The sequence below is a fragment of the Limnobaculum xujianqingii genome, assembly GCF_013394855.1.
GTDB classification, from domain to species: domain Bacteria; phylum Pseudomonadota; class Gammaproteobacteria; order Enterobacterales; family Enterobacteriaceae; genus Limnobaculum; species Limnobaculum xujianqingii.
Map to the genome: position 1 here is coordinate 1627489 of NZ_JABMLK010000001.1, position 26527 is coordinate 1654015.

The following is a 26527-nucleotide window of genomic DNA, read 5'->3' on the forward strand; positions in this document are numbered from 1 at the left end:
CCTCAGGCAACGATAGATGCAACATTGGTGTTATGGCGAGCCTGATTCAGGATTTCATCGCGTGCACCATCTGCGACAATTTTTCCTCCATCAACCACCACAATTCGATCCACCAGCGCCAGTAAAGCCGGGCGATGTGTCACTAAAATCAGTGAACGCCCAACCAGCCAGCTTTGCAGCTGACGGATAACATAGCTTTCCAACTGTTCATCCATGGATGCGGTGGGTTCATCCATGGATGCGGTGGGTTCATCCAGCAATACCACCTGCGGATTACGCACAATTAATCGGCTCAACAGCACCATCTGGCGCTGCCCTCCGGATAACCCTCGCCCACCTTCATTTATCAAACGGTCAAGGCTGGAGGCATCCTGTTGTACCAGCGTTAACGCCCCACTGATACGCAAGGCTTGGATCAACTCCTGATCGGTGGCATGAGGATGGCCTAACATCAAATTCTGGCGCAGCGTGCCAAAAAACAGGCGAGAATCTTGCGACAGGTAACCTACCTGACGCCGGATATCTGCCGGATCTATTTGCGCCATATCGACACCATCGATAATCACTTTTCCTTTGGTGGCTAATGCCTGTCCGGACAACAGCCGTAGCAAGGTTGATTTCCCCATACCTACTTTGCCCAGAATTGCTACTCGCTCGCCCGGCTTAATATCCAGACTGGATATCTGTAGTGCTAAATCGCTTTTTTCTTCGTCATAGCTATATTGCACATCTTTCAGTTGATAATGCCCCGCCAGCACCGGACAGCGCGCCATCGGTTTTTCTGTATTGCGATCCAATGGTTTTTTAAGCAGGTCATTAAGTCCGGTCATGGCACTTTTGGCATGCTGCCAGCGAGAGAACACCATGGTGAGTTGCATCAAGGGAGCAATAGTACGGGAAGACAACAAACTACAGGCCACCATGGTACCGGTGGTAATAGTGCCTTCCAGCACCAGATAAGCGCCAAATACCAACATTCCGGCATAGGTAATTTGCTGAACCGACGATGCCCAACCGCTTAACCGGGCACCCCACACTCGCTGCTTCATACCAATCGCAGCACTGACTTTGTGCGTTTGCTCCCACTGACGTTGAAAATAGGGCTCCGCCTGCAGCGCTTTAATGTCTTCAACGCCCTCGATTGACTCCACCAGTACCGCATTGCGCAAGGCACTTTCACGCATTCCCTCTTTGGCTAACTTAGCCATCGGCCACTGTACCAGCAAACCGGGAATCACAATCAGAGGAATAGCCAACAGTGGAATCAACACCAACTCACCGCCGACTGCCGCCATGATGGCCAAAAACAACAGCACAAATGGCATATCCATCGCGGCACCCACGGTGGTTGAAGTAAGCAACTCGCGTACCTGATCAATTTCTCTTAGCTGAGAAATAAAGGAGCCCGTCGACTTAGGACGTGAATCATTTTTAATCGCCAACGCACGGGTAAAAAACATGGAGGAAACTTTTAAATCGATATGCTTACCCATCAAGTCTGAAATATGAGTACGCGACAGGCGGATAAAAAACTCCATTAACGCCGCCATCAATACCCCAACAAACAACACCCACAATGTAGGATAAGACTGCGATGGAATAACCCGGTCATACACTTGCATGGAGAACAAAATACCCGCCAGAGCCAGTACATTACTGATAATCGAAGCCAGTGAAATCTCTGCCAGTTGCCGCCCGGTATGGCGGAAATGGCGCCAAAACCAGTGCTCACGATAGGGTTGTACAAACTCATCAATACGCGAGTCCTGCCCACGGGCAGCAATACCCAGTAACACCACATCCGGCTGGATACGGGCAAGCAACTCAGGCAGCGGCTCCTCACGCAGTAAATCGCCCCCGTCGCCTAACCAATACACTACGCGTTGTTCTTCATCCAGCGACTCTAAAACAATCAATGAACCATCCTGCAACTGCGCCATTACCGGTAATATTTCGTTGCGCCAGCGTACACTGGTCGCCGTCTGAATCTTTACCTGCATGCCCATCAGGCTACTTAAACGCTCCAACCGCCGGGGCAGCGGTAAACTCTCATACCAGCGCATTTGCTGGCGCAGCGCATTAATATCTGTTGAGATGCCAAAACGTCCGGCAGCCCGGGACATGGCGGTTATCCAGCTATCTGAATTGGGTAAATTAGCCATTATGACGACCCTCCAAGTGTAGGGAGGTCATCGCCGGTCACTTTTTGACGCTCGATCCCCAACATATCTAATAGATTATCCACTGCACCGGCATAGCGTACTGCGGCATCCCAGGCATCGTAGCGGGCCATAATGGCGGCGTTATCTGCCTGTAAAACATCTTGTTCAACGCTGAGTAAGTCATTCAGGCTACGCTTATTCAGGCGGTATTCATCCTGATAGACGCTGCGCGTTTGTTCTGCACTGGCTTGCTGTGCTTCTCCCGCTTGCTGACGCTGCTGTGCTCCCAGTAAATCGGCATAGGCGGTTGAGGCTTTCTGATCGATATCCAGCTTGCTGGCTTCAACTTCTGCCTGAGCATTCTGGCGCTCCCCTTCCGCAGCATCGACTCTGGCCGAAGTAGCGCCGCCCTGATAAATAGGCGCATCCACCACCAGCTGTACCTGATCGTCCCAGTATGAGCCGTCACCATCAGCATATCGGGTACGCCCAGCCTGCACTGAAATAGTAGGCCAGTGCTGAGCTTTAGCCTGTTGAATTCGCTTTTCAGCGGCCAGTTGCTTAGCCTGAGAGCTACGAACTGCGCTATTTTGCTGATAGGGTAATGATTTAACGGAAATCTTTTGCCCCAACAGGTCTTTTGGTAAATCCGGATAGTCGGTAGCAACCACGCCGGTCAGTGCCGATAGTGAGGCCTGCGCTGACATCACCTGAGCCTGATACTGTTGATAAGTGGCTTTCATACCGGCAATGCGCGTTTCTGCCTGTAACACATCAGACTGAGAACTTAAGCCCGCCTCTGCCCGCAACGTAGCCATTTCCCGAACGCTTTCAAGGGAAGCCAGATTACGCTGCGCAGCCTGCGCCAATTCCTGATAGCGTTTAACCTGAAGATAACTTTGCAGAGTCTGTTGCCCCACCCCATTCAGAGTGCTGTAAAGCTGATAATTGTAGGCATCAGATAAATCATGCTGTTCATCAATGCTGCCTCCGGTTTTACCAAAGTCATACAGCAATTGCTTTAAATTGAGGCCAACGGAACCATTATTATCCAGCGAGCCTGAGGAATCGGTTTGATGAGAGCGACCAACGCCGCCCTGCAATGATACCTGAGGAAACCAACCGCTTTTTGCTACGTTCAGATTGGCTTTCCCAACGCGAATTTGGGCTGCGGCCTGAGCTATTTGCGGATTACGGGCAAATGCCCGTAAAATCGCTTCATGAATGGATAAACTGGATTGGTTTTGTTCACTGGGAGCAACCTGCCACTGATACTCTTCCGCCGCATAGCTTGTGGGCAGAAAAGTTAAAAACAGGCTGCTTATGCCGCAACATAAACCGATAAGGTAACTGGAGGGCCGAACAGCGGATCGATGTCCGGCGCCAGGGCAACGTTTGGTGTATTTCATTTTTCCCACATTCTATTAGATGATGGTTGTTATAAATAAAGCTATACCAGAGTCGATCCCTATCTCTGACCGGTGCGGCCAACGACCGCACCAGTGTTTACTGCTTAAACCAGATTAACGTGCAAGCCCTGCTGAACCAGAACATCTCCCAGTGTGTTATTCCCTTGGGATGAATTGTGATAAACGTCGTAAATCACCCCACCAATGGTGCTCTGTCCATTTAAGTTCCAGATATCTCCCTGACCATGTACCAGATTGACCTTATCGCCCTCAGAACCCTTAATCAGTAGCTGCTCCTGAGTTGGATCTTTAACGTTTAGCGCCTCGTTCAGATCCAGAGTGATGCTGTTGCTGCCAGACAGTCCTAAGTCGAAGATATCGATATTGGTTATCTTCTCGCCCAGTTGAGTAAGATCCAGATGGAGATTAGCGCCATCCAGTACCAACGTATCGATTCCGGCACCACCATCAATGTAGCCAAAGCCCAGCGTACTCAGATGGATCACATCGTTACCACTGCTGCCCTGAACGCTGGTTCCACTATTGTGAGTTCCATCCGCTAAATCGATGGTTACCCCGCCAATAGTGAAAGTTCCAGAAACGGCGGCCGCACTCTGCTCTGCTCCGGATGAAGCCTGGTGGTTTTCTGAGCTCAGCGAAGAGGTCAGACGCTCTTCCGTCGTGTTTTCTGTCGAAAGAAGTTGAGTGCTATGTGAAGCATCAGAATTGGCAGCAGCGTCCACTTCATGCATCAATGGCTCTGCCTGTGCGGCAACCGCTAACGGAGGCAGGTTCAGCACCGTACCCAGTCCCAAATCTACGCTAAAGCCGTTTTGCGCCTCATCCTGTGCAGATAAGTGAAGAATCGGCGACAGCAGATTCAGCGTCAGTAATTGAGCCAGCGTCAGATGAATATTGGCACTCCAGCTTCCATCCGCTTTGACCTGAGCCGTAAGCGAAGCCAGCCCCAACAGGGTAATGTTTACATCAGCACCTACTTTCAGGTTGCGCGAGCTACCGCCAATAGTCAGCCCTTTAGTCAATAGGGTTGTGATATCCAACGTGGCTAACGGGTTATAAGAAAGCAGCGGTGGGCTCAGCTTAACGTAAATATCTGTTCCGTCAGTTTTGGTGTTGCCAACCTTATCGGTTACTGTCACGCCCACGTGCAGAGAACCATCTTTCAATAGACTCAGCACGCTGGGTGGCAGACTCAACGACCAGGTGCCGTTTGAACCCACCGTCGCAGTGTAATTGGTACTACCCAATGTCACCACTACGCTGCCACCCACTAAATTACTCAGCGTTCCGCTCAGGGTTTGCGTTTGTCCGGCATCAAGGATATTCAAAATACCATCGTTACCAAACAGACTTCCCAGCGAAATATTCGGCAAGTTATGGGTAATAACATCCAGTTTACCAACGGCATTGGCTACTTCTCCGGCTGCGTTGGTCAGGGCTGCGCTTACGTTAAAACTACCATCTGCCAGCGCAGATAAATCAAGCGTCGGTACGCTCAGCGTCCATTTACCATTGGCATCAACCGTAGCGGTATAATGATTCTGTCCCAGCGTGATATTAACGATCGAACCCTGCGCGTTGGTGGCACTACCGCTAATAACCTGAACATTCTGAATATCCACCGCATTCAGGTTGCCATTGTTAAAGATGCTATCCAGCGACAGAGTCGGCAGTACATGGGAGATAACATTCAATAATCCACTGGCGGTAGCTTCGTTCCCTGCCACATCTTTAACTGATACATCAACGCTAAAGTTACCGTCTAATAAAGCCTTCAGATCCAGAGGTGGTATTGATAACGACCATGCGCCACCAACACCCACTTTAGCGATATATGCCAGACTACCCAGCTTCACACTGATCTCTGCACCAACGGCCAGATTGCTACTGGTACCGCTAATCACCTGAGACGTCAGTAAGTCCACCAGGCTAAGAATGCCATCACCAAAAATCGAACCAATGGAAATGGTTGGCAGGCTGTGAATAATGGTGTTCAGTGAAACGGCCGCACTGGCGGTATTACCCACTCCATCGCTGACCGATACGCTGACAGCCAATGGCCCATCGGGTAATAAGTTCAGAACATTGGTTGGAATCGTTGTGCTCCAGGTACCGTTTGGATTAATGGTCGCCGTTAGCGTATTGCCACCAACTTTAATGGTTACACTGCCGCTGGTAAGATTAGTCACCGTCCCGCTGATTAGCTGGGCAACGCCCGCCTCCAGATGGTTGAGGAAACCATCGCCGTTAAACAGAGGATCAAGGGTAATTTGTGGCAGATTTTTCAACCCAACAATCACGCTGGCACTGCCGGTGTTGGTATTTCCATCCGGGGTGGTTATGGTAATTGCCGCTGTAAGAGGCCCATCCGGTAACTGAGATAAATCAGACGGTAACAGAGCAATAGAAAACGAACCATTTGCCAGCGTAACACCAGCAAAGGTTTTTCCACCCAGCAGAACACTAACTTTAGTTCCTTCCGGTGCATTGCTGATGGTTCCACTAATAAGCTGTGATGCGCTGGCATCTACCGCATTGAGTAAACCATCACCAAATACTGATACCGTTTGTAGCAACGGAGCCAACAGCGACAGGTGCACACCCGCACTCACATTGACCGGGTTACTGGCAATATCGGTGGCGCTGGCTGATACGGTAATATCTCCGCTGCCAATACCTTTCAGGATATTAATAATGGATGGCGTTAACTCTGCACTCCAGCTGCCATCTGAACCGACTACTGCGCTAAGGGTTGAAGAGCCAGCAATGCTCAGGATAATGGTTCGCCCTGCCAGCCCGGTAGCCGTTCCTCCAATTGATACCAGCCCCAGCAAATCACTCAGGCTTAATACTCCATCACCAAACAGCGGATTAAATTTAATGGTTGGTAAGTTATGGGTAATGACATCAAGGTCAATGGATTGTTTAACCACGTTGCCACCGGCATCCGTAACCGTCACACCCACTTTAGTAATACCATCCAACAGTGATGCTAAATCTGTTTTAGGAATCGATACTGACCAGTTACCATTGGCATCAATGCCTGCGCTATAGGTATTGGTACCCAGCGTTACGCTAACCGTGGTTCCTGCCGCCATATTACCAATCGTGCCGCTAATCAGTTGATCAAGCGCAGTTTCGGCTTTATTCAGGAAGTTATCCCCAAACGCAAGAATATTGTTGATGACCGGCAAATCAGTCAGCGCTAATCCAACATGAATCAGCTTATCAACCGTATTTTCATTGGCATCAGTAATGCTGACATTCACATCGAGAGTTTTTGCCGTCAGGCCCAACCATAAATCAGGGGTAAGATCGATGCTCCACTTACCGTTGTTACCTACATTGGCAGTAAAGGTTTGCCCCAGTATGGTTACACTGACTTTCGCCCCGTTGTAGTCACCGGTTGCGGTTCCCGTTAAGGTTTGTGTTAACAACGATTCAGCCAGATTCAGAATACCGTCCGGACCAAAGATAGTACTGATTCCGGCACCCAGTGAACTGTTTAGCGCAACGTTTAAACCTACATTCACCGAAGTAACGTTACCGGCGCTGTCCCCTACGCTGACATTAATGACCTGTGGGCCATCCGTCAGTGTTTCTAATCTCACGGTTGGGAAATTTACACTCCAGTTGCCGTTCTCATCTACAAGGGCGGACAACTGCAACGGCCCCAGCGTTACCGTTATGGTATCCCCCGGATCGCCTTTCCCACCTAATGGCAGTCCCAGCAGAATTTCTGCCGCCGTTAATACGTTCCCTACACCAAGGGCGTCAACCGTCAGGAATGGCGTAATGGTGTCTACCGTAATCGGATGGGTCACGCTGGTGAGGTTACCGGCCTTATCCGCCAGCTCAACCACGATATCCTGAGGCCCTTGTGGCAGCATTTTCAGCTCCGCAGAACTCAGTGACAGGCTCCAGCTACCATCACTTTGCACCTGAGCATAATGGGTTACGCCATGTATCTTGATTGACACATTGGTACCAATTTCACTACCGGTACCACGAAGAATCTGTACGCTTCCGGCTTCGGAGGCATTAAGCACATCGTTTCCGGCAAACACAGCTACCGTAAGCTGAGGAGGTACCCGATCAACCAGAATATTGGCTGACGCAGTGACGCCTCCGAGCGTTGATGCAGACAGGACATAGTTACCATCCTGCAGCAATGCGATAGAAGGAATCGTGACACTCCACTTACCATCTAAACCGATAGTGGCGGCAGGAATAATTAATCCACCAAGACTCAGGTTAACGATTTGTGTCGCCATAGATGGGTCGGCGGTTCCGCTTATGGTTAGCATTCCACCGGATTCACTCAGGTTAATGGCGTTGTCACCCGCTACCGGGTCGAGAGTCAGGAACGGTGTTGGTACCGAGGTATCAACCGTTAATGTTATAGCTGGTGCATTAGCGCTGTTACCCGCTTTATCTGCAACAGTTGCGGTAATTTGCCCTGAAGCCAGCAAGGCCAACTCAGTTGGTGTCAAGGTAATCGACCAACTGCCATCAGTAGTGACCTGCGCACTTCGGCTCAAACCACCAATCGTGATTTGTACCGTTTGTCCTACTTCGACATTGCTGGTAGTACCGCTTAATATTTGTGTTTGGTGACTCTCTGCATAGTTCAGAAGATTATCACCAGCAAAAGCATTAATAGTGATTGCTGGTGGCGTCAGAGAGAAATGTGCTAATCCGCTTACGCTATTGGTATTCAGCGCTTCATCAGTCACGGTAACCACTATCGCTTTATCGCCGTTACCCAATCCGGTCAATTCACTCGATGTCAGGGTCAAAGACCAGGTGCCATTAGCATTCACTACCGCATCATGATTTATACCGCCAACAGAAACACTGACTTTTGCTTTGGTCGGATCCCCCACTACATTCAGTTGCCCGCTTAGCGTCTGATTAACACCGGACTCACTGATATTAAGATAGCTATCACCAAACGGCGTGGCTAATGTCGGCTGTGGCAGCGAGAACTGAGTAGAGAAGTTCTGACTGATGGAGGTACTGTTACCTGCCGCATCGGTGACCGTCAGACTAATCGGATATGTAATACCACTGGTCAACGTTAACAGTGCATTAGCCGGAATATTGGCTGACCAGTTACCGTTAGAATCGATAGTGGTCGGATAAGAAACGCCATTAATGGTTAAGGTTAGTGTTGCACCCAGTCCGGAAATATTGGCATTGGTGGTCCCAGAGATTGTCGAACTGTTTCCGGCTTCACTCAGGTTAAGAATGCCATCGCTAAACGGCTGAGTAATAGTCAGGGTTGGCAGCGTTAATAATGCATCAAAACTGAGATCCTGTTGAGAGGTATTACCAGCCTTATCCGTCACCTTAACCTGTATATCATGCTCACCAGTTCCTAAGGCATTTAACGCCGAACTGTCTAAACTGACGCTCCACTGACCATTGTCGGATACTGTAACGATTTGCGGTTTACCATCAATGGTTACCGTCACTGTCTGACCGGTGCCGGTTATTCCGGTAGTGCCACTAATAACCTGTCCGGTTAAAGCATTCGCTTCAGCGATGTTCAGTAAACCATCACCGAACGGCAGATTAATCTTGGCATTGGGAAGTGTATGGGTCAGTACTTCTACTGAAGCGCTACCGTTAACCGTATTACCGGCGCTATCGGTAGCAATAATGGTGACTGGCCAGGTGCCATCCGGTAGCGCCGTCAGATCGCCGGAAGTCAACGTCAGGCTCCAGTTGCCGTCACTATCCACAGTAGCAGAATGAGATTGGCCGTTAATACTCACCGTGACACTTTGCCCTGCACCACTCACATGGGTTGAACCGGTAAGAGTTCCTCCCGCGGCTGCTTCGATAGCATTCAATATTCCATCAACAAACGGTAAATCGAGCGTTGGTGCCGGTAGATTATGAGTCACTGCATTGAAAGTTAACTCACTGCTGGTGGTACTGTTGCCCACCCGATCGGATAGCGTCACGCTAATGTCGTGAGAACCATCCTGTAAGGCTAATAATACATTCGGTGGGAGTAGAACTGTCCAGTTGCCATTAATATCAACCGAACCGGAATACTTAGTGCCATCAAGGGTGACTTCAACCGTTTGTCCCAGCCCTGTCAGACCTGACTTACCGGTAAGAATCTGACCTGAAGTGGCTTCAGATAAGTTCAGTACATCATCACCAAACAGGGGTGCTTTAAACTCGGCGGTGGGTAAGGTATGCACCAGTGCGTCCAGTGAGCTTAGCACTGAGGTGGTATTGCCTGCGGAGTCTACTGCGGTAATCACAATAGGTACCGAGCCATCGGTTAATGACAACAGCGCGCCAGGAGGTATGGTTGCACTCCAGTTGCCATCGCCAGTAACCACTACCGGATAATTTTGACCGCCGATGGTGATAGTAATGGCTCCCGTTGCGCCCAGCGCCGTTGTGGTACCGGTAATCACACCACCAGCGGTTGCTTCAACAATATTGAGTAAACCATCGCTAAAAGGCTTATCCAGTGTCACTACCGGCAACGTAGTGGCAACCGTCAGATTAAGCGACCCTGAACTGATGTTGCCAGCCTCATCGGCTACCGATACCGCTATCACTGAAACTTTGCCGGAGGTTAAAGCTAACAGATCGCTGGCTGATAAAGCTAACTCCCAATGACCGCCGCTGTCGGCTGTAACCTGAGTGGTCACGCCATTCAGCGTGATATTCACTTTCAGACCAGCTTCAGTGGTACCACTTAATAACTGACCCAGCGAAGCCTCGTCAAAATTAAGAACATTGTTTCCGGCAAAAATATCGATGGTTAATAATGGTGGAACGGTATCGACCTGAATCGTATGGCTAACTGTGGCAGGGTTACCCGCCAGGTCACTCACTTCAACCGTCACGGTTTGTGAACCTTGTGGTAATCCCTGAACTACCTGAGCTGGAAGCGTCAGGGACCAGTTGCCGTCGGCATCGACTACTGCGGTGTACTTCACATTGTTGAGCGTTATGCTAACAATTTGCCCTTGAGTCACATTTTGAGTAAAACCGCTAATTACCACATCGCTTTGCGCTTCCGTTCTATCGATAACGTCATTGCCCGCAATGATATTAAGGTGAAGCTTCGGCAGATTAGCGCTATCGCTAATAACGGTGACGGCATGGCTGTCTTGTGCGGTATTACCGGCAATATCGGTTACGCTCACCGTGGCATTCAATGTTCCATCAGGCAATTGTTGTACATCAACAGCCGGAACCGTATAACTCCAACTGCCATCAGGCTGTATGGTGGTGGTGTAAGTCTTACCATTCAGGGTAATGGTCACTGTCTGGTTCGCTTCGATGTAAGCCGATGTACCGGAAATTACCAGAGGCGCCGCTGACTCCAGCGCATTGATATAGTTATCGCCAGAGATTGCATTGATATGAACCTCTGCTGCGGTATCAAGCGTAAAGGTAGCCGGGAATGTGGTGGTATTACCTGCCACATCGGTCAGACTAACACTGACATTCACCGTGCCATCGGCGATACCCGCCAATTCCCCCGCAGGTAACAAAATCGACCAGGAACCATCAGACTGAACGATACCGGAGTAGGTAACGCCAGTAGAAGACAAGGTTAGTAGCACCAATTGTCCCGCATCACCTGGAGAAGCCAGACCATTAATCGGAATAGCAGCCTGAACGTCTGATGCATTAACAATATTATCGCCAGAAACAACGTTCATTGATAACACCGGAGGTGTCCGATCGATAATCGCTACACTGTTCAGCGTTGAGCTGTTACCCGCCACATCGGTTGCAACCACCGTAATGGGCTGCTGACCATCGCTTAATGTGGCTAAATCAGCGCTGGGGATAGTCACTTGCCAGTTACCATTACTGTCAACGGTTGCGGCATAGTCAATGCCTTTAATGGTGACCGTGACATGTTGCCCACTGCCGGTAACGCCTGTTGAACCACTCAGGGTTTGGTTCTGAGTTGACTCCTGCAAATTCAAATAGCCATCGCCAAACGGAAGATTAATGCTGGCATCAGGAAGAACCGTAGTGATTACCGTAAAGTTATGGCTGCCGAATATCACATTTCCCGAATTGTCTATGGTTGAAACGACTATGGTGGCTGTACCATCAGCTAACGCCAGTGCATCTTCTAAGGCCACAGCAACAAACCATGTGCCATTAGGCAAAACAGCGGTAACGTAAGATTTTCCGTTCAGGGTCAAAGTTACCGTTGTGCCAAGCAAAACACCAACCGATGTGCCGGTGATAAAAAAGCCGTGGCTGGCTTCGACCAGATTGAGATAGTCATCTCCGGTAACCGGAGAAATCGATATGGAACTGGCCAGCGTATCGACGGTAAATCCATGGATTGCCGACGCGCTATTACCACTAAGATCGCTGACGCTAACTTGAAGGTTGTAATCACCATTTGATAATGCGGTTAAGACAGAAGACGGTATTGAAACGGCCCAATTTCCCCCGGCAGTCACTACGCCGTAGTAGGATTGACCATTCAGTACAACAGTAACAGTTTGCCCTTCCTCAACGTTGAGAACTTTACCGGTGACTAACTGATCTACCTGCTGTTCAGCAGCGCTGAGTATGTCATTGCCGGCAAAAGGATAAACACTGATTAACGGTGCGCTAAATGGATTGGCATTAATTTCTACCGGATGCTGAACCAGCGCAGTATTTCCGGCAACATCCGATACGCTGACCTGAATATTTTGTTGACCATCCTGTAGTGCTGCTAAATCGGCAGCAGGAATATTAACGCTCCAGTTGCTGCCATTAACCGTGGTGGTATAGGTTTTACCATTCAGGATCACGGTGATAACCTGACCGTTTTCTGCGCCTGATACGGTGCCAGACAGGGTTTGATCAACTAATGCTTCAGCAATATTGAGGCGATCGTCGCCGGTAAAGCTATTTACTGTTAACAGTGGCGGCAATCGGTCAACCGTCGCCGTTGTGGTTAATGAACCCGCATTACCAGCGGCATCAGTACAAGAGACGTTAATTAAAACACTACCTTCCGGTAGTTGTTGTAACGCCCCCGTTGGCAAACTAACGCTCCATTGCCCATCTGCATCAACACTGGCCTGATAAGTATTATTACCCACCGTCACGGTAACTACCTGCCCTGCACCTTTGACGTTGGTGTTACCGCTTAAGGTTTGGTTACTCTGATTTTCCTGAGCATTCAGATAGCCATCACCAAATGGGGTATTAATCGTAAGCTGTGGAAGCTCATGAATGATAACGGTAAAATCATGACTGGTTGTCGCCAGGTTACCATCACTATCTATAACAGAGGCCACAATAGTTGCTTTGCCATCCTGTAACAGCTGTAAGTCATTACTGCTGACAGAAGCCTGCCAGGAGCCATCCTGCTGTACAATAGCAATATAGGTTTTACCATTCAGAACTACCGTAACCAATTGACCAGCAATAACATGGCTGGTGGTACCATTAATCAGCAATGTCTGATTCGACTCTTGCAAACTCAGATAATCATCTGTTGCCACAATGCCAATGGCAATGCCGCCCTGATTGTTATCAACGGTAAAGCTGTGATTGGTTTCAGCGGTTTGTCCGGCAAGATCGGTAACGCTAACCTGAATGTTAAAGGTGCCATTAGCTAACTTAGCCAGATCCTCAGCAGGAACCATGACACTCCAGGAGCCGTCTGCCAATACCTGTGTGGTATACGTTTGGCCGTTAAGCACCACAGTAATCAGGCTACCGGTTTCTGCATTGGTAGTGGAACCACTCAGCAGTTGATCGGTTTTGACTTCTGAACCATTCAGTACATCATCACCGGTAAACGGCAGAATAGTAACCCCAGGCAATACCGTTTTAACGCCAATAATCTGTGAAATTTGAGTGCTATTGCCGGCTAAATCTTGCAGTGAAACCGTAATAGTATAATTACCGCTGCTCAACAATTGCAGATCGGCTGATGGTACAGATGTACTCCACTGCCCATCCGCACCAACCACCGCCTGATAAGATTTTCCATTTAACGTGATAATAACGGTCTGGCCCTGTTCGGAAATTGAGGCCGAGCCGGATATCGTCTGGGTTGCTGCCATTTCAGACGTAGTCAGAATATTGTCGGTAGCAAATGCTTTTATCGCCAGCGTTGGTGGGGTGGTATCCACCACTGATTGCCCCGCACCAATAAGGCCTGATTTTCCCTGCAGGGTCTGGCTTAACAGTTCCTCCGCAGCATTGACTATACCATCACCAAAAGGGGTATTCAGTGTTGGTTGCGGTAACTGATTAATCAGAACGTTTAAGGTATGTTCCGCGCTAAAGGTGCCCGCTGGCGCGGTGACTGCAGCAGTGATGGTTGTTGCACCATCACTTAACAGTTTCAGGTCACTTGATGGTACCAGAGCACTCCAATGACCAGAGCCATCGACAATAGCCTGATAGCTTTTTCCATTTAACGTCACAATAACAACAGAACCCGCATCAACGCCGGTGGTTACACCGTTGATGGATAAGTCCTGGGTGGCTTCAACTGCGCTCAGGTAATCATCATTCGATACTATCGCAATTGAAATACCCGGCTGATTAAGATCGACAACAAAGGTATGGGTATCTGTCGCGGTTTGCCCGTCAAGATTGGTTACCGTTGCCACGATGGTATAGGTACCGGAAGAGAATTGTTCCATGGCGCCAGCAGGTATTGTCAAATGCCAACTGCCGTCAGCACCAACCGTGGCCAGATAGGTTTGTCCTCCACTCGATAAAGAACGTGCCAGTGCACTACCATCAGAAATATTGACTACCACCGAGCTGCCTGGTTGGGCATTTTGTGTCATACCGCTCAGAACTTGATCGGTTTTCGACTCTGCACTATCAATCTTATCATCACCACCAAATGTATTAATGCTAATGGCTGGTACAGTAATTTTGGCAATATCCAGCGAGCCGTTGGCACTGTTACCCACCGCGTCGCTGACGGTAGCACTCAAGGTGTAATTTCCATCCGCTAATGCTTGTAAATCAGTGCTGGAAATTACCGTTTGCCAGTTCCCTTGTGCATCTACTGTGGCGGTATAACTATTTTGCCCGAGCGTAATGGTGACGATCTGACCTTCTGCACCTATCGCCGTTCCACTGACGGTTTGATTGGCTGTTGATTCGGTTGCATCCAGTGTATTATCACCGGCAAAAGAGGAAATCGTCAGAACCGGAGCCGTAATATCAATCGTGACTTCATGACTATCCTGAGCCGTTAGCCCGGCCTGATTACTAACGCTCACCTGCAATGAGGTTTTTCCATCGGCTAAAAGCTGTAAATCAGCGGCGGGAACGCTGACTTGCCAGCTTCCATCGGCAGCTACCTGAGTGGTATAGGTTTTACCACCTAAGATAATAGTTACCGTCTGTCCCGCTTCTACATGGCTAGTAGAACCACTAATCGTTTGAGTAGATTTTGCTTCAGCGGCGTTAAGTACATCATCCGTTGCGAAAGGGTTTACTTTGATGGTTGGCGCCGTAGCATTACTGTTTCCGTTATTATTACCACCACCATTGTTATCGTTATTTCCACTATTGTTGCCACCATCACCATTGCCAAGATTACCACCGTTATCCTGATCGCTGCTGTGATGCCCTCCACCTCCGGAACCACCTGCTGCGATAGCAATACCAGCTCCCACCGCCAGAGCACCAATAATACCGGCGATAGCTGTTGCAGATAATCCATCGTCAATCAGGCTATCAGTGCCGATAGTGGCATAAGTAGGTGAAATGGTTTCTGCCGCCGCAGGTCCTGGCAGATCGGCCAATGGGAAGACGGCGTGCTGAGTCTCTTTACCATCATCAAATACCAGCTCGCTATGTTCACCTTTTTCATCAAGGGTAAAAAATCCCTGATAGCGTACGGTACTGCCATCTTTCATATGAACAATCAGATCGTTGCCCTGTCGCTCATAGCTGGAAACTAGCGCAGAAGTACCATGAATTCGCACTACACTGGATTGAGTTAATGTAACTACCTGACTTCCCTGAGTATAGTGTGCCAGTTGAGCACCATTATTGCGGGCGACAACTTCAACAGTTCCTAAAACGCTATTTTCCTGAGCCATTGATAACCCCTTGCTATATACGTTGGGTAAATGTGCCGTAAAAACGGCATCAGTAAGTGCTCTCCGATAACTCTTTGGTTATCAGAGAATGAATCTCAGTCCGAGGGGAAAAATATCCATAAAAGAAAATAAACAATAATGAGTTTTCATTATTTTATTTATAGATATATAAGCAATGATTCTCATTTTGGCAAAATAAATACAGAAAATTATTTCAATCGATTAATTCATGAAATAATTTGAAATATCAAAATAAAGAGATGACAGTAACAATTAAATAAAAACAATAAGATAAAAGAAAATTAACCAATCAACAAATAATGCAAAACAAAGGCAATAAATTAAGTGAAAATATAAAAAACACATGTTAATAAATAGACGTTAGTATCAAAAAATATCCATATAATAAATCAGGTAAATAAATTTTTTGTCACTTAAAAAAACCTGATTGATTATGGATAAAGTGATAACGAAATAAACGGTATATAACCAGATGAAAGATGGAAGTAATTGATCAAAAAAGGAGAGTGACGAACTTTTGTACAGATTCAGGCAAAATACACAATCACTAATACTGCTTGAGCTATACTCAATATACAAGTGGAGAGTGATAAATCTTTATGGCTATCACACTTCTGTCATCTTTGTTTTAGGGTGCCACAAAAATTGATCCAGATCACACAATTGTCTGGCTACATCGGTATTCTAAAATCATATCTGACGGCAATTGACTGACAAAGAGGTAGGTTATATGACATTAAATATTACTAGCAAACAAATGGACATTACACCGGCAATCCGTTCACACGTCGAGGACCGTCTTAAAAAGCTAGATAAATGGCAGGCTCAGTTAATTAATCCGCATATTGTGTTATCAAAAGAACCTAAAGGTTTCGTGGCCGACGCTACAATCACTACGCCAAATGGCCCTCTGGTGGCAAGTGCTAAGCATGAAGATATGTATGCCGCTATCAATGAGCTACTTCTGAAGCTCGAACGGCAACTGAATAAAGTACAGCACAAGAGTGAAGCCCGGCGTACTGAGGGCAGCGTGAAAGAGGCTAATTTGCAACAGCTTGAAGAAGATTAATCATTTTATTGAGTTTATCAACGCGCCTCCGGGCGCGTTTTTTTATCTTAAACTATTACTTTTCTCCGCTATCCCTCATCCACTAAACAATAATAGCGGTTGACAGAACTAAAACCTCGCGGTTAAGTTAGAGGCATCATTTATTGGAGTTTTGTTATTTATGCACCATATACCGTTTTTCTTCGCTTTCTTTTTTAACGTCCCCTGACTGGGAGGCGATTCGTCCGTGGCTTGGAAACAAGCAGAGAGAAAGCGAAGACGAACATTAAAGCCTCCCACCGGGGGGCTTTTTTATTGGATAAGATAAAAAATAAGGTAAGACGACACCATGAGCGATAACCCATTATCAGGGCTGAGAGAACGTATCACTGCACTCGATCTTAAACTGCTGGAGCTGCTGGCCGAGCGTCGGGATTTAGCACTGGACGTAGCCAGAACCAAACAGTCAACTCACCTGCCTATTCGTGATAAAGAACGCGAACGCGATCTGTTAAGACGCCTGGTGGAAGAAGGAAAAAAACATCGACTTGATGGTCACTATATTACCCGTCTGTTTCAAATCATCATTGAAGATTCAGTACTGACCCAGCAGGCTCTGCTGCAACAGTATATTAATCAGGACAAACTTAGCTCGGCACGTATTGCTTTCCTTGGGCCTAAAGGTACTTACTCTCATCTGGCTGCACGCCAATATGCTGCTCGTCATTTTGATACCTTGGTTGAATGCGGCTGTAATAAATTTGACGACATTTTCAGACAGGTGGAAATCGGTCAGGCAGACTACGGCATTCTTCCTATTGAGAACACTAGCTCTGGTTCCATTAACGAAGTATATGATCTGCTGCAATCCACCAATTTGTTTATCGTGGGTGAATTGACTAATCCTATTAACCACTGCCTGCTATCGTCGGTAGATACCGATCTGAGTCAGATTGAGGTGGTTTACAGCCATCCACAACCTTTCCAGCAGTGCAGCCAGTATCTTAACGGCTTCCCTAACTGGAAAATCGAATATTGCGAAAGCACCTCAGCGGCAATGGAAAAAGTTGCCAGTCTGAAATCGCCGAAAGCGGTAGCGCTGGGCAGTGAGCCAGGTGGTGCGCTATATAACCTTCAGGTACTGGAACACAGTCTGGCAAACCAAAAAGATAACATCACTCGCTTTATCGTGGTGGCACGTAAACCGGTTGAAGTTGCCCCACAAATACCGGCCAAAACCACTATTATCGTTGCTACCGGCCAACAGTCTGGTGCACTGGTGGAAGCCTTGTTGGTATTGCGTAAACACAATGTGGTAATGACTAAGCTGGAATCCCGTCCGATTAACGGTAACCCTTGGGAAGAGATGTTCTACATCGATATGCAGGTGAATCTGGAGTCAGAATCCATGCAGAAAGCGCTGGAAGACCTGACGCCGATTACTCGTTCAGTGAAGGTGTTAGGGTGTTATCCGAGTGAGACGGTGGTGCCGGTTAAGGTAAATTAGTTGATTTGAGTATTAGTAAATCGGCTTATTGGATATTCCGACCATAAAGACAATATGCCTATATACACCTTTGGTGTACGGCCGGAAGGGCCATATACTCAGCTACAGAGCGTGTCGGGCCTAGCTTCTGATAAGCACCCTTTATAATTAAGGCCGCTATATAGCGGCCTTAATGTGCTGAGAAATCGAATAAATCAACTGTTGTGTATATTCCGACCGTAAAAAACAATGTGCTTAAATCAACACTTAGTACGGTCGGTAAACCATCTATACTCAGCTACAGAGCGTGTCGGGCCTAGATTCCCTAGGGGCGCTTCGTTGGCTTACGCCAAGTCGACCCCAACGGCAATCTCTCCCTCCAATTGCCTATGCTAAAACATAAAACTAAATCATCTGACTTTGTCATCAATCTAAGGCCGCTGTATCGCGGCCTTACTATTTAAAGATATTCACGTTATGCCGCTATCAAATATAAACAGCAATAACTTCAGTTACCCACCAAACATATCCCTGACCCAGTCAGGAACGCTGCTTTCGCTCTGCTGTTGTGGTTGCTGTTGCTGCTGTTCAACTGGCTGTTGCGGTGCCAAACACAGGCTTTCAGGACTGTCAGTCCACACTGGTAACCGGCGATCGCCGCCGTTGCAGACGAAATTACCATCACTGTCGGTGCCCATCATACTGATGTGTTCCGGAGGCGTTAACGTCAGTGCCAGCGGGGTTTGGTTTTCCAGATAGCGGCGGTACAGTGTTAGTGCACCGTTGGCCCCTGTCAGTTTCGCCGGGCCGTTATTATCACGACCAACCCAGGCAATGGAAACTTCTTTGCCGTCAATACCCACAAACCAGCTGTCGCGCAGGTCATTGGTGGTACCGGTTTTTGCCGCCAGATTATAGTTACCAAACTTACCCGCCAGTGAACGTGAGGTTCCGCGGGCAACACCTTGCTGCATCGCATATAAAGTCAGATAAGCGGCTTGAGGTTCCACAACGCGCTGGGCTTGTGGCAGGCTTTGGAACAACACCGTGTTATCTTCAGAGAGCACTGAACGCAGAACCGAAAGCTTCGCCCGTTGACCACCGCTACCGATTGTTTGATACATCTGTGCGGCTTCCATTGGCGTCAGGCTGGTTGAACCCAGCAGCATAGCAGGAACAGTTTGAATTGAGCTGTCCGGCACGCCCAAGCGCTGAAGCATGTCTTTCACTTTATCCAGACCTAAATCCAGACCAAGGTTTACCGTTGGAATATTCAGCGAGTTTGCCAGCGCATCAACCAACATCACTCTGCCACGGAACTGGCGATCGTAGTTTTGCGGCTGCCACGTCTTACTGCCGGGAATATTGACCGACAGCGGCTCATCTTTTAGCCAGGTATTTAAACGATAGTTGCCGGGTTCACTCAACGCCGTCAGATAAGTTGGTGGTTTAGCTAAAGAACCAATCGAGCGCCGGGCCTGAACCGCACGGTTAAAACCAGCATACTGAGGCTGAGAGCCACCGACTACCGCCCGAACTTCCCCGCTAAAGCGGTCAACAATCACCATTGCCGCTTCTAAATCTTTTACGTTACGTGCAGCCCGCAAAGCAGGAACGCCCTCTTCCACCGCTTTTTCCGCCGCATTCTGCGATACCGGGTCCAGAGTAGTAAAGATCTTCACGCCGGACAGATCGTTAACTTTATCCCCCAGTTTTTCCTGCAGCTCATTATGCACTAACTGCATAAACGCTGGCTGAGGAGTAATCACCCCACCACGCGGCTGAACACCCAGAGGACGCGCGCTCAATACGCCGTACAATTCCTGATCGATAACATTTTGCTGTTGGGCTAAACGCAGTACCAGATTACGCCGTTCCAGAACAATATCCGGATTCTTCCATGGGTTATACAGAGAAGCCCCTTTCACCATACCCACCAGCATCGCCTGCTGATCGACACTCAATTCATTAATTGGACGACCAAAGAAATAGAGGCTGGCTAACGGGAAGCCACGAATCTGATCGGCACCACTCTGCCCCAAATAAACTTCGTTCATATACAGCTCAAGAATACGTTCTTTGCTGTATCGGGCATCCAGAATAACCGCCATATAAGCTTCGCGTAATTTACGCGACAGGGAACGCTCATTGGTTAAAAACAGGTTCTTCACCAATTGTTGCGTTAAAGTACTTCCTCCCTGAACGGTGCGCCCCGCTGAGAGGTTAGCTAACACCGCACGACCAATAGAGAACAGACTGATACCGTCATGGCTATAGAAATTACGGTCTTCAGTGGCAATCAGCATATCTGCCATTGGATAAGGGAAACTTTTACCGGCCACAAACAGGCGCTGTTCGCCGTTCGGAGCCTGTAACATAGTAATAAGCTTAGGATCGAGGCGGAAGAAGCCAAACTCACGTCCGGTATCCAGATTCACAATGCGTGACAATCCGGCGTTATTAAACTCCAGACGAGCGCTAATCTGTTCTTCTTTGACGTCAGGGAAATCAAACGGACGGCGCAGCATCTCAATATTATTATTCTGAACGGTATACTCACCGGGACGGGTGATTTTAGTGACATTGCGATACTGCATGCCATTAAGCAAATCCACCATCTCTTTCTTGCTGTAAGACATACCCGGCTCAAGGTTTACCATGCGCCCATACACTGCTGCCGGTAAATTCCAAACCTTACCATCGATACGGCTACGGATTTGTGAGTCAAGATAGATGCCATAGAATGCCAACAGGGCAATAGCCACGATCGCCAGCTTAATACAAAGCCCGACGGTACGACGTAGCCAGCTCGGCTTACGGGATTTTTTAACTTTAGGCGGCATGAATAGCTCCCGATATCATTACGCTTGTCCTCTTGAATTCAGTCATCATCGTTTAGCTTCACTACGGGTAATAAATTGCGGGCGTATTGTACCCTAATTAGAAGGCAGGGTAGACCATTGGTTTTTACCCGCCGATAAATATATATCACCCATTATGAAAACGTTTAGTTTTACGGGTGGGCAGCGCATTTGCCGGATCGTCAGGCCACACATGTTTTGGGTAGCGGCCCTTCATCTCCTTTTGCACCTCTTTATAAGCGCCCTGCCAAAAAGCGGCTAAGTCCTGAGTAATTTGCAGTGGTCGGTGCGCCGGGGATAACAACTCAACCACCAGAGAAACCCGACCATCAGCAATCACCGGAGTTTGTTTTTCACCAAACATCTCTTGTAAACGAACCGCCAGCACTGGCGGCCGTTCGCTATCGTAACGTATTGGCAAACGAGAACCGGTTGGTACGCAATAGCTAACAGGCAATTCACTGTCCAGACGCTGGCGCTGCTGCCAGTCCAGCTTACGATTTAATGCTTCAGAAAGATTAACCTGTTTAAGCCCCTTAATATCCCTGATGCCTTTTAGTGAGGGTAATAACCATGCCTCTAGGGTTTCCAACAGTTCACTGTCATCCACCAACGGCCACGAATACTGAGGCAGCCACTCCCTCGCCCGCTGAATACGAGTACGCAGTTGCATCGCCTCCTCATCCCAGGCTAAAGCAGAAATACCCTGAGTTCTCACCCACTCCAGTAACGCAGCATGCAGTTGCTCTTCAGAAGGTTTACTGAGCGGTTGGGCTTTTAGTATCAGACGACCAATCTGTTGACGCTGCCAGGCTCGTAATGTTCCTTTCTCTTCATCCCACTCAATAGCGCTCTGTTGTGTAACTAACTGCGGCATACGTTGAGCTAATGCCTCCGGCTCGATTTTAGCTGCTAACAATATACGTGCATCAGGGCTATTAGCCCCTTGCAATAACGAAGCCGCAATCAACCACTCAGAGCGCCACAGGCCATCATCCGTATCAATTTGAGCCCCCATACCGTTAGCCAGCAGATAACGCCCTTCTTCTCCGCGCTTTTGTGCAATACGATCGGCAAAGCCCGCTGCCAGCAAAAAAGGTATTTCATCACTGTCCGGATGGGTATTGCGGAATTTTAATCGCTGCCCCAGCTGACGAGCGCGTTTTGTCCATGCAGCCTGAGGATGCAGTAACCAATAACTAATATCTTTACTGCCGTTTCTTGGTGGCTCTTCCACAATGGCGGTCAATAATAAAGCGGTAGCTAAAGATTCTGGCTTTTGTTGCGCCGCATAAACCAGCATCGCTGCTAATCGCGGTTCACAGCCGGTTTCCGCCATCTGGCGACCAACCTGAGTCAGATTTCCCTGTTCATCGACAGCGCCAAGTTGTATCAATAGCCGTCGGGCGGCAGCCAGAGAAGTGGAAGGAGGTAAATCCAGCCAGCGCATTTGCTGAATATCACGACAACCCCATTGCAGCAATTCCACGGTCAGGCCGGATAAATCACTCTGCATAATCTCCGCCTCACCCTGCTCTGCAGCACGTTCCGCCTGCTCACGGGAAAACAGATGCCAACATGCACCGGCAGATAGACGGCCTGCACGTCCGGCACGCTGGGTCATGGAGGCTTTAGAAATACGTTGAGTGATTAAACGCGTCAGTCCGGTTCGCGGATCGAAACGAGCTACTCGCTCAAGACCACTGTCGACCACCAGATTAATACCGTCGATAGTCAGACTGGTTTCAGCGATATTAGTCGTCAGCACAATTTTTCGCCGACCAGGTGGAGAAGGCGAAATCGCTTTTTGTTGTTCAGCTAAAGACAGTGCGCCATACAGCGGACAAAGATCGATATCATCCGTCAGGCTACCGGATAACAAATCACACACCCGACGAATTTCGGCTACACCTGGCAAAAACAACAGCATTGACCCTGAATGTTGATTCACTACCTGCCTGACCGCCTGCGCCACCTTATCTTCAAAATATCCACTGGCAGGTAACGACAGGTAGTGACGTTCAACGGCAAAACTACGCCCTTCAGCTGAAATCACCGGCGCATCCGGCAAAAATTGTTGCAGTCGCTGGTTATCCAGCGTTGCCGACATAATCAGCAGCTTCAAATCATCCCGCAGACCGCTCTGAACATCTAATAATAAGCTAAGGGCTAAATCCGCCTGTAAACTACGCTCATGAAATTCATCCAGAATCACCAGAGAAACATCTTCCAGCATCGGATCCTGTTGCAGCATCCGGATCAACACCCCTTCCGTCACCACTTCCAGACGAGTCGCCGGCCCGCTAAGACTCTCAGAACGCATCCGATAGCCAATACATTCCCCCACCGGCTGATTCAACTGCTGAGCTAACCGCTGCGCCACACTGCGAGCCGCCAAACGACGCGGCTCCAGCATAATAATACGCCCCGACAGCCAGGACGATTGCTCAAGCAACCTCAACGGCAACCAGGTCGATTTCCCCGCACCGGACGGTGCCTGCAACAATACACAAGGCGAATGCTGCAAAGCATCAAGCAATGGCTGAAGAACTTCACTTACCGGCAGAGACACACATAACCTCAATCAGATAACTTAGGTATCAAAATAAATTTTATCGGCCCATAGTGTACCAGCCACCAAAACAACCGGCAGGATAACTTTCATTGATTTACCAAACTGAATACATGATGAATAATAGGCCGCGTTAAATAAGGCACCCTGTCGATTAGCATTGTTCATCGGAGGGAGAGACGGGCGTGGGGGTCGACTTGGCGTAAGCCAACGAAGTGCCCGTAGCCCGGCTAGGCCCGACGCACTCTGATGCTAAGTGTAAGGCCCTTCCGACCGGGTACGGCGACAATATTCTCACATTGTCTTTACGGTCGGAACCTCCACGGAAGCCATCAAAACCAAGGTTGTTATCACTACCCGGAGTTTCAAAGCGACCTTTAAAAACCAATAGGATCTCCCATGAACTTCACCACCCCACTGCAACCCGCCACGCTAATCAAACGCTACAAGCGTTTCCTTGCCGATGTCATCACACCGCAGGGGGACCAACTCACACTACACTGCGCAAATACCGGTGCCATGACCGGCTGTGCTGAACCCGGTGATACCGTCTGGTACTCCACTTCAGACAACCCCAAGCGAAAATATCCCCACTCATGGGAACTCACCCAAACCCAGTCTGGCGATATCATTTGTGTCAATACGTTACAGGCAAACGCTCTGGTAAAAGAGGCACTGGAAAACCAGTGGATTAAAGAACTAAGTGGCTACAGCTCGCTACGCAGCGAAGTTCGCTATGGCGATGAAAACAGCCGCATCGATTTTCTGCTCGAACATCCCGAGCGACCAAAGTGCTATGTTGAAGTGAAATCGGTCACCTTATTACAGCAGCACTGCGGCTATTTTCCCGACGCGGTCACAACTCGTGGTCAAAAACATCTGCGTGAGCTACAAATAATGGCAGAAAATGGACATCGCGCTATGCTTTTCTTTGCCGTGCTACACAGTGGAATTGACAGCGTTAAAGTGGCACAACATATTGACCCAATTTACGCAAAGCTTTTTGAACAAGTTAAGAAACACGGTGTCGAAGTCGTCTGTTATAAAGCCAGACTATCGCCAACAGAGGTGATACTACAAAGTCCGGTATCCGTCATAAGTTAAATTTTCAGGTAAAAAGTAATAAAAGAAGATAGTTTTGGTCAAATAACCAGCAGTTACACCGGCATGAACATGCTTTTCTTCACAGCATTGTCATACTTAAGACAGGAAAAATTGCTAACTTCATCTTCATCTGTTATTTATAGCGGCCTGATTTTTTCTCTAGTGTAAAACTACAACGCGTATTTTGTAGGAGAAGCAAAATGCAAGAAGGGCAAAAGCGTAAAACATCGTCCTTAAGTATCCTGGCTATCGCAGGCTTAGAGCCTTATAAAGAGAAGCCGGGAGAAGAATATATGAACGAAGCCCAGCTTAAACATTTCAAGCTGATTCTTGAAGCATGGCGTGGCCAATTGAGAGACGAAGTCGATCGTACTGTCAGCCATATGCAAGACGAAGCGGCTAACTTCCCCGACCCTGCCGATCGTGCAACACAGGAAGAAGAGTTTAGTCTGGAACTGCGGAACCGTGACCGTGAACGTAAGCTGATCAAAAAAATCGATAAAACTCTGCAAAAAATTGCAGAAGACGATTTTGGTTACTGTGAATCCTGCGGCGTTGAAATCGGTATTCGCCGCCTTGAAGCCCGTCCTACTGCCGATCTTTGTATCGACTGTAAAACACTGGCTGAGATTCGCGAAAAACAAATGGCAGGTTAATCTGTCCGTTACATCTGAATCCCTTATTGGTTCTGCCACCTTTATGATGGCAGAACAAGGGAACAATGATGACGGATTCAGGCTATTCAACCACCTTAATGACTAACCGTTATGTGGGGCGTTTTGCCCCCTCTCCTTCCGGAGATTTGCATTTTGGTTCCCTGATTGCCGCGCTGGGCAGTTTTCTGCAAGCGCGGTCAAATCATGGGGACTGGTTAGTTCGTATCGAAGATATTGATCCCCCCAGAGAAGTGACCGGCGCTGCTTGCCGAATTCTGACCACCCTGGAACATTATGGACTGCACTGGGATGGTGAAGTGCTTTATCAGTCTCAACGCAGCGACGCCTATTACCAGATTTTGCATCAGCTTTATCAGCAGAAACGTTGCTACTATTGCCACTGTACCCGAGCCAGAATTCAACAATCCGGCGGGGTTTATGATGGACACTGCCGCAATTTATCACTGTCATCTCAGGATGCATCTTTACGGTTACATGTGACACAACCGGTTTATCAGTTTTACGATAAACATCTCGGAACACTGGTAGCCGAACCGAATTTCGCCAGCGAAGATTTCATTATCCATCGTAAGGATGGATTGTTTGCTTATAATCTCGCCGTGGTGGTGGATGACCACTTTCAGGGAGTGACAGAAATTGTGCGGGGCGCCGATTTGATTCAGCCAACCGTACGACAAATCGCCCTGTATCACCAGCTAGGTTGGAAAGAACCTGACTATTTTCATCTTCCACTGGCATTAAATAATCAGGGGCATAAGCTGTCGAAACAGAACCATGCCCCACCGTTATCCCTTGACCATCCTCTGCCGGTACTGGCCGAAGCCATGCAGTTTTTAGGACAATCACTGCCTGATGACTGGCAAGATGCTTCCATCGAAGCATTACTGGCGTGGGGTGTTGACCATTGGGACCACAGCCGCATACCCGTAACGCCGGAGCTAACCACACACTTTCCATTCTCAAATGATTCAGTGTGAGCTATTATAGGCCGCCGTTTACCATACGTGGTTTACTGACTACTATTTGATTATTTGATGAGTCTCCTGAACGGCGCCGCTCATCACTGACAGATACACTATGACC

At 48.3% G+C, this 26527-nt stretch carries 10 protein-coding genes, 1 pseudogene and 1 other annotated feature; of the genes and pseudogenes, 6 read left to right on the forward strand and 5 right to left on the reverse strand.

The features are described from left to right. Positions 1-2 precede the first annotated feature (2 nt). The 3 genes from GOL65_RS07440 to GOL65_RS07450 all read right to left on the reverse strand — a co-directional run bounded on the left by GOL65_RS07440 (position 3) and on the right by GOL65_RS07450 (position 15675). Complete coding sequence (locus GOL65_RS07440) at positions 3-2162, reverse strand: type I secretion system permease/ATPase (protein ID WP_179038209.1); 2160 nt, start codon at positions 2160-2162, stop codon at positions 3-5. Continuing rightward, positions 2162-3571, reverse strand: a complete 1410-nt coding sequence (locus GOL65_RS07445; RefSeq protein WP_179038210.1) for a TolC family outer membrane protein — start codon at positions 3569-3571, stop codon at positions 2162-2164. The genes GOL65_RS07440 and GOL65_RS07445 overlap by 1 nt, the downstream gene beginning before the upstream one ends. A gap of 104 nt (positions 3572-3675) precedes the next feature. After that, entirely contained in the window at positions 3676-15675 is a 12000-nt protein-coding gene (locus GOL65_RS07450; RefSeq protein WP_140919969.1) for an Ig-like domain-containing protein, read from the reverse strand. A gap of 751 nt (positions 15676-16426) precedes the next feature. Here GOL65_RS07450 and raiA point away from each other — a divergent pair. The 3 genes from raiA to pheA all read left to right on the forward strand — a co-directional run bounded on the left by raiA (position 16427) and on the right by pheA (position 18251). Next, positions 16427-16765 carry a ribosome-associated translation inhibitor RaiA gene (gene raiA / locus GOL65_RS07455; RefSeq protein ID WP_130592956.1) on the forward strand — a complete coding sequence of 113 codons (339 nt, stop codon included), beginning with the start codon at positions 16427-16429 and terminating at the stop codon, positions 16763-16765. Positions 16766-16924: 159 nt separating this feature from the next. After that, positions 16925-17061 (forward strand) — a sequence feature (Phe leader region). Then, complete coding sequence (pheL, locus tag GOL65_RS22030) at positions 16926-16973, forward strand: pheA operon leader peptide PheL (protein WP_218652040.1); 48 nt, start codon at positions 16926-16928, stop codon at positions 16971-16973. Its footprint overlaps the feature before it by 48 nt. 32 nt (positions 17062-17093) lie before the next feature. Further along, positions 17094-18251 (forward strand): bifunctional chorismate mutase/prephenate dehydratase, encoded by a 1158-nt coding sequence (gene pheA / locus GOL65_RS07460; RefSeq protein WP_140919970.1) that lies wholly within the window; start codon positions 17094-17096, stop codon positions 18249-18251. A gap of 491 nt (positions 18252-18742) precedes the next feature. Here the strand turns inward: pheA and mrcB are convergent. After that, positions 18743-21073 (reverse strand): annotated as a pseudogene (gene mrcB, locus GOL65_RS07465) (bifunctional glycosyl transferase/transpeptidase); the annotation flags it as partial. Positions 21074-21218: 145 nt separating this feature from the next. Beyond that, a complete protein-coding gene (gene hrpB, locus GOL65_RS07470) occupies positions 21219-23657 on the reverse strand; it encodes an ATP-dependent helicase HrpB (RefSeq protein ID WP_140920070.1) in 2439 nt (812 codons plus the stop codon). Between the two features lie 405 nt (positions 23658-24062). Between hrpB and sfsA the strand changes: the two genes are divergently transcribed. From sfsA to gluQRS, 3 genes are all read left to right on the forward strand, one after another. Then, the gene (gene sfsA / locus GOL65_RS07475; protein ID WP_140919972.1) at positions 24063-24767 is read left to right on the forward strand and encodes a DNA/RNA nuclease SfsA; all 705 of its coding nucleotides are present in this window, start codon (positions 24063-24065) and stop codon (positions 24765-24767) included. Positions 24768-24967: 200 nt separating this feature from the next. Next, positions 24968-25423 (forward strand): RNA polymerase-binding protein DksA, encoded by a 456-nt coding sequence (dksA, locus tag GOL65_RS07480; RefSeq protein WP_108901630.1) that lies wholly within the window; start codon positions 24968-24970, stop codon positions 25421-25423. 68 nt (positions 25424-25491) lie between these two features. Next, positions 25492-26421 (forward strand): tRNA glutamyl-Q(34) synthetase GluQRS, encoded by a 930-nt coding sequence (gluQRS, locus tag GOL65_RS07485; protein ID WP_140920071.1) that lies wholly within the window; start codon positions 25492-25494, stop codon positions 26419-26421. The last annotated feature ends 106 nt before the right edge of the window (positions 26422-26527 follow it).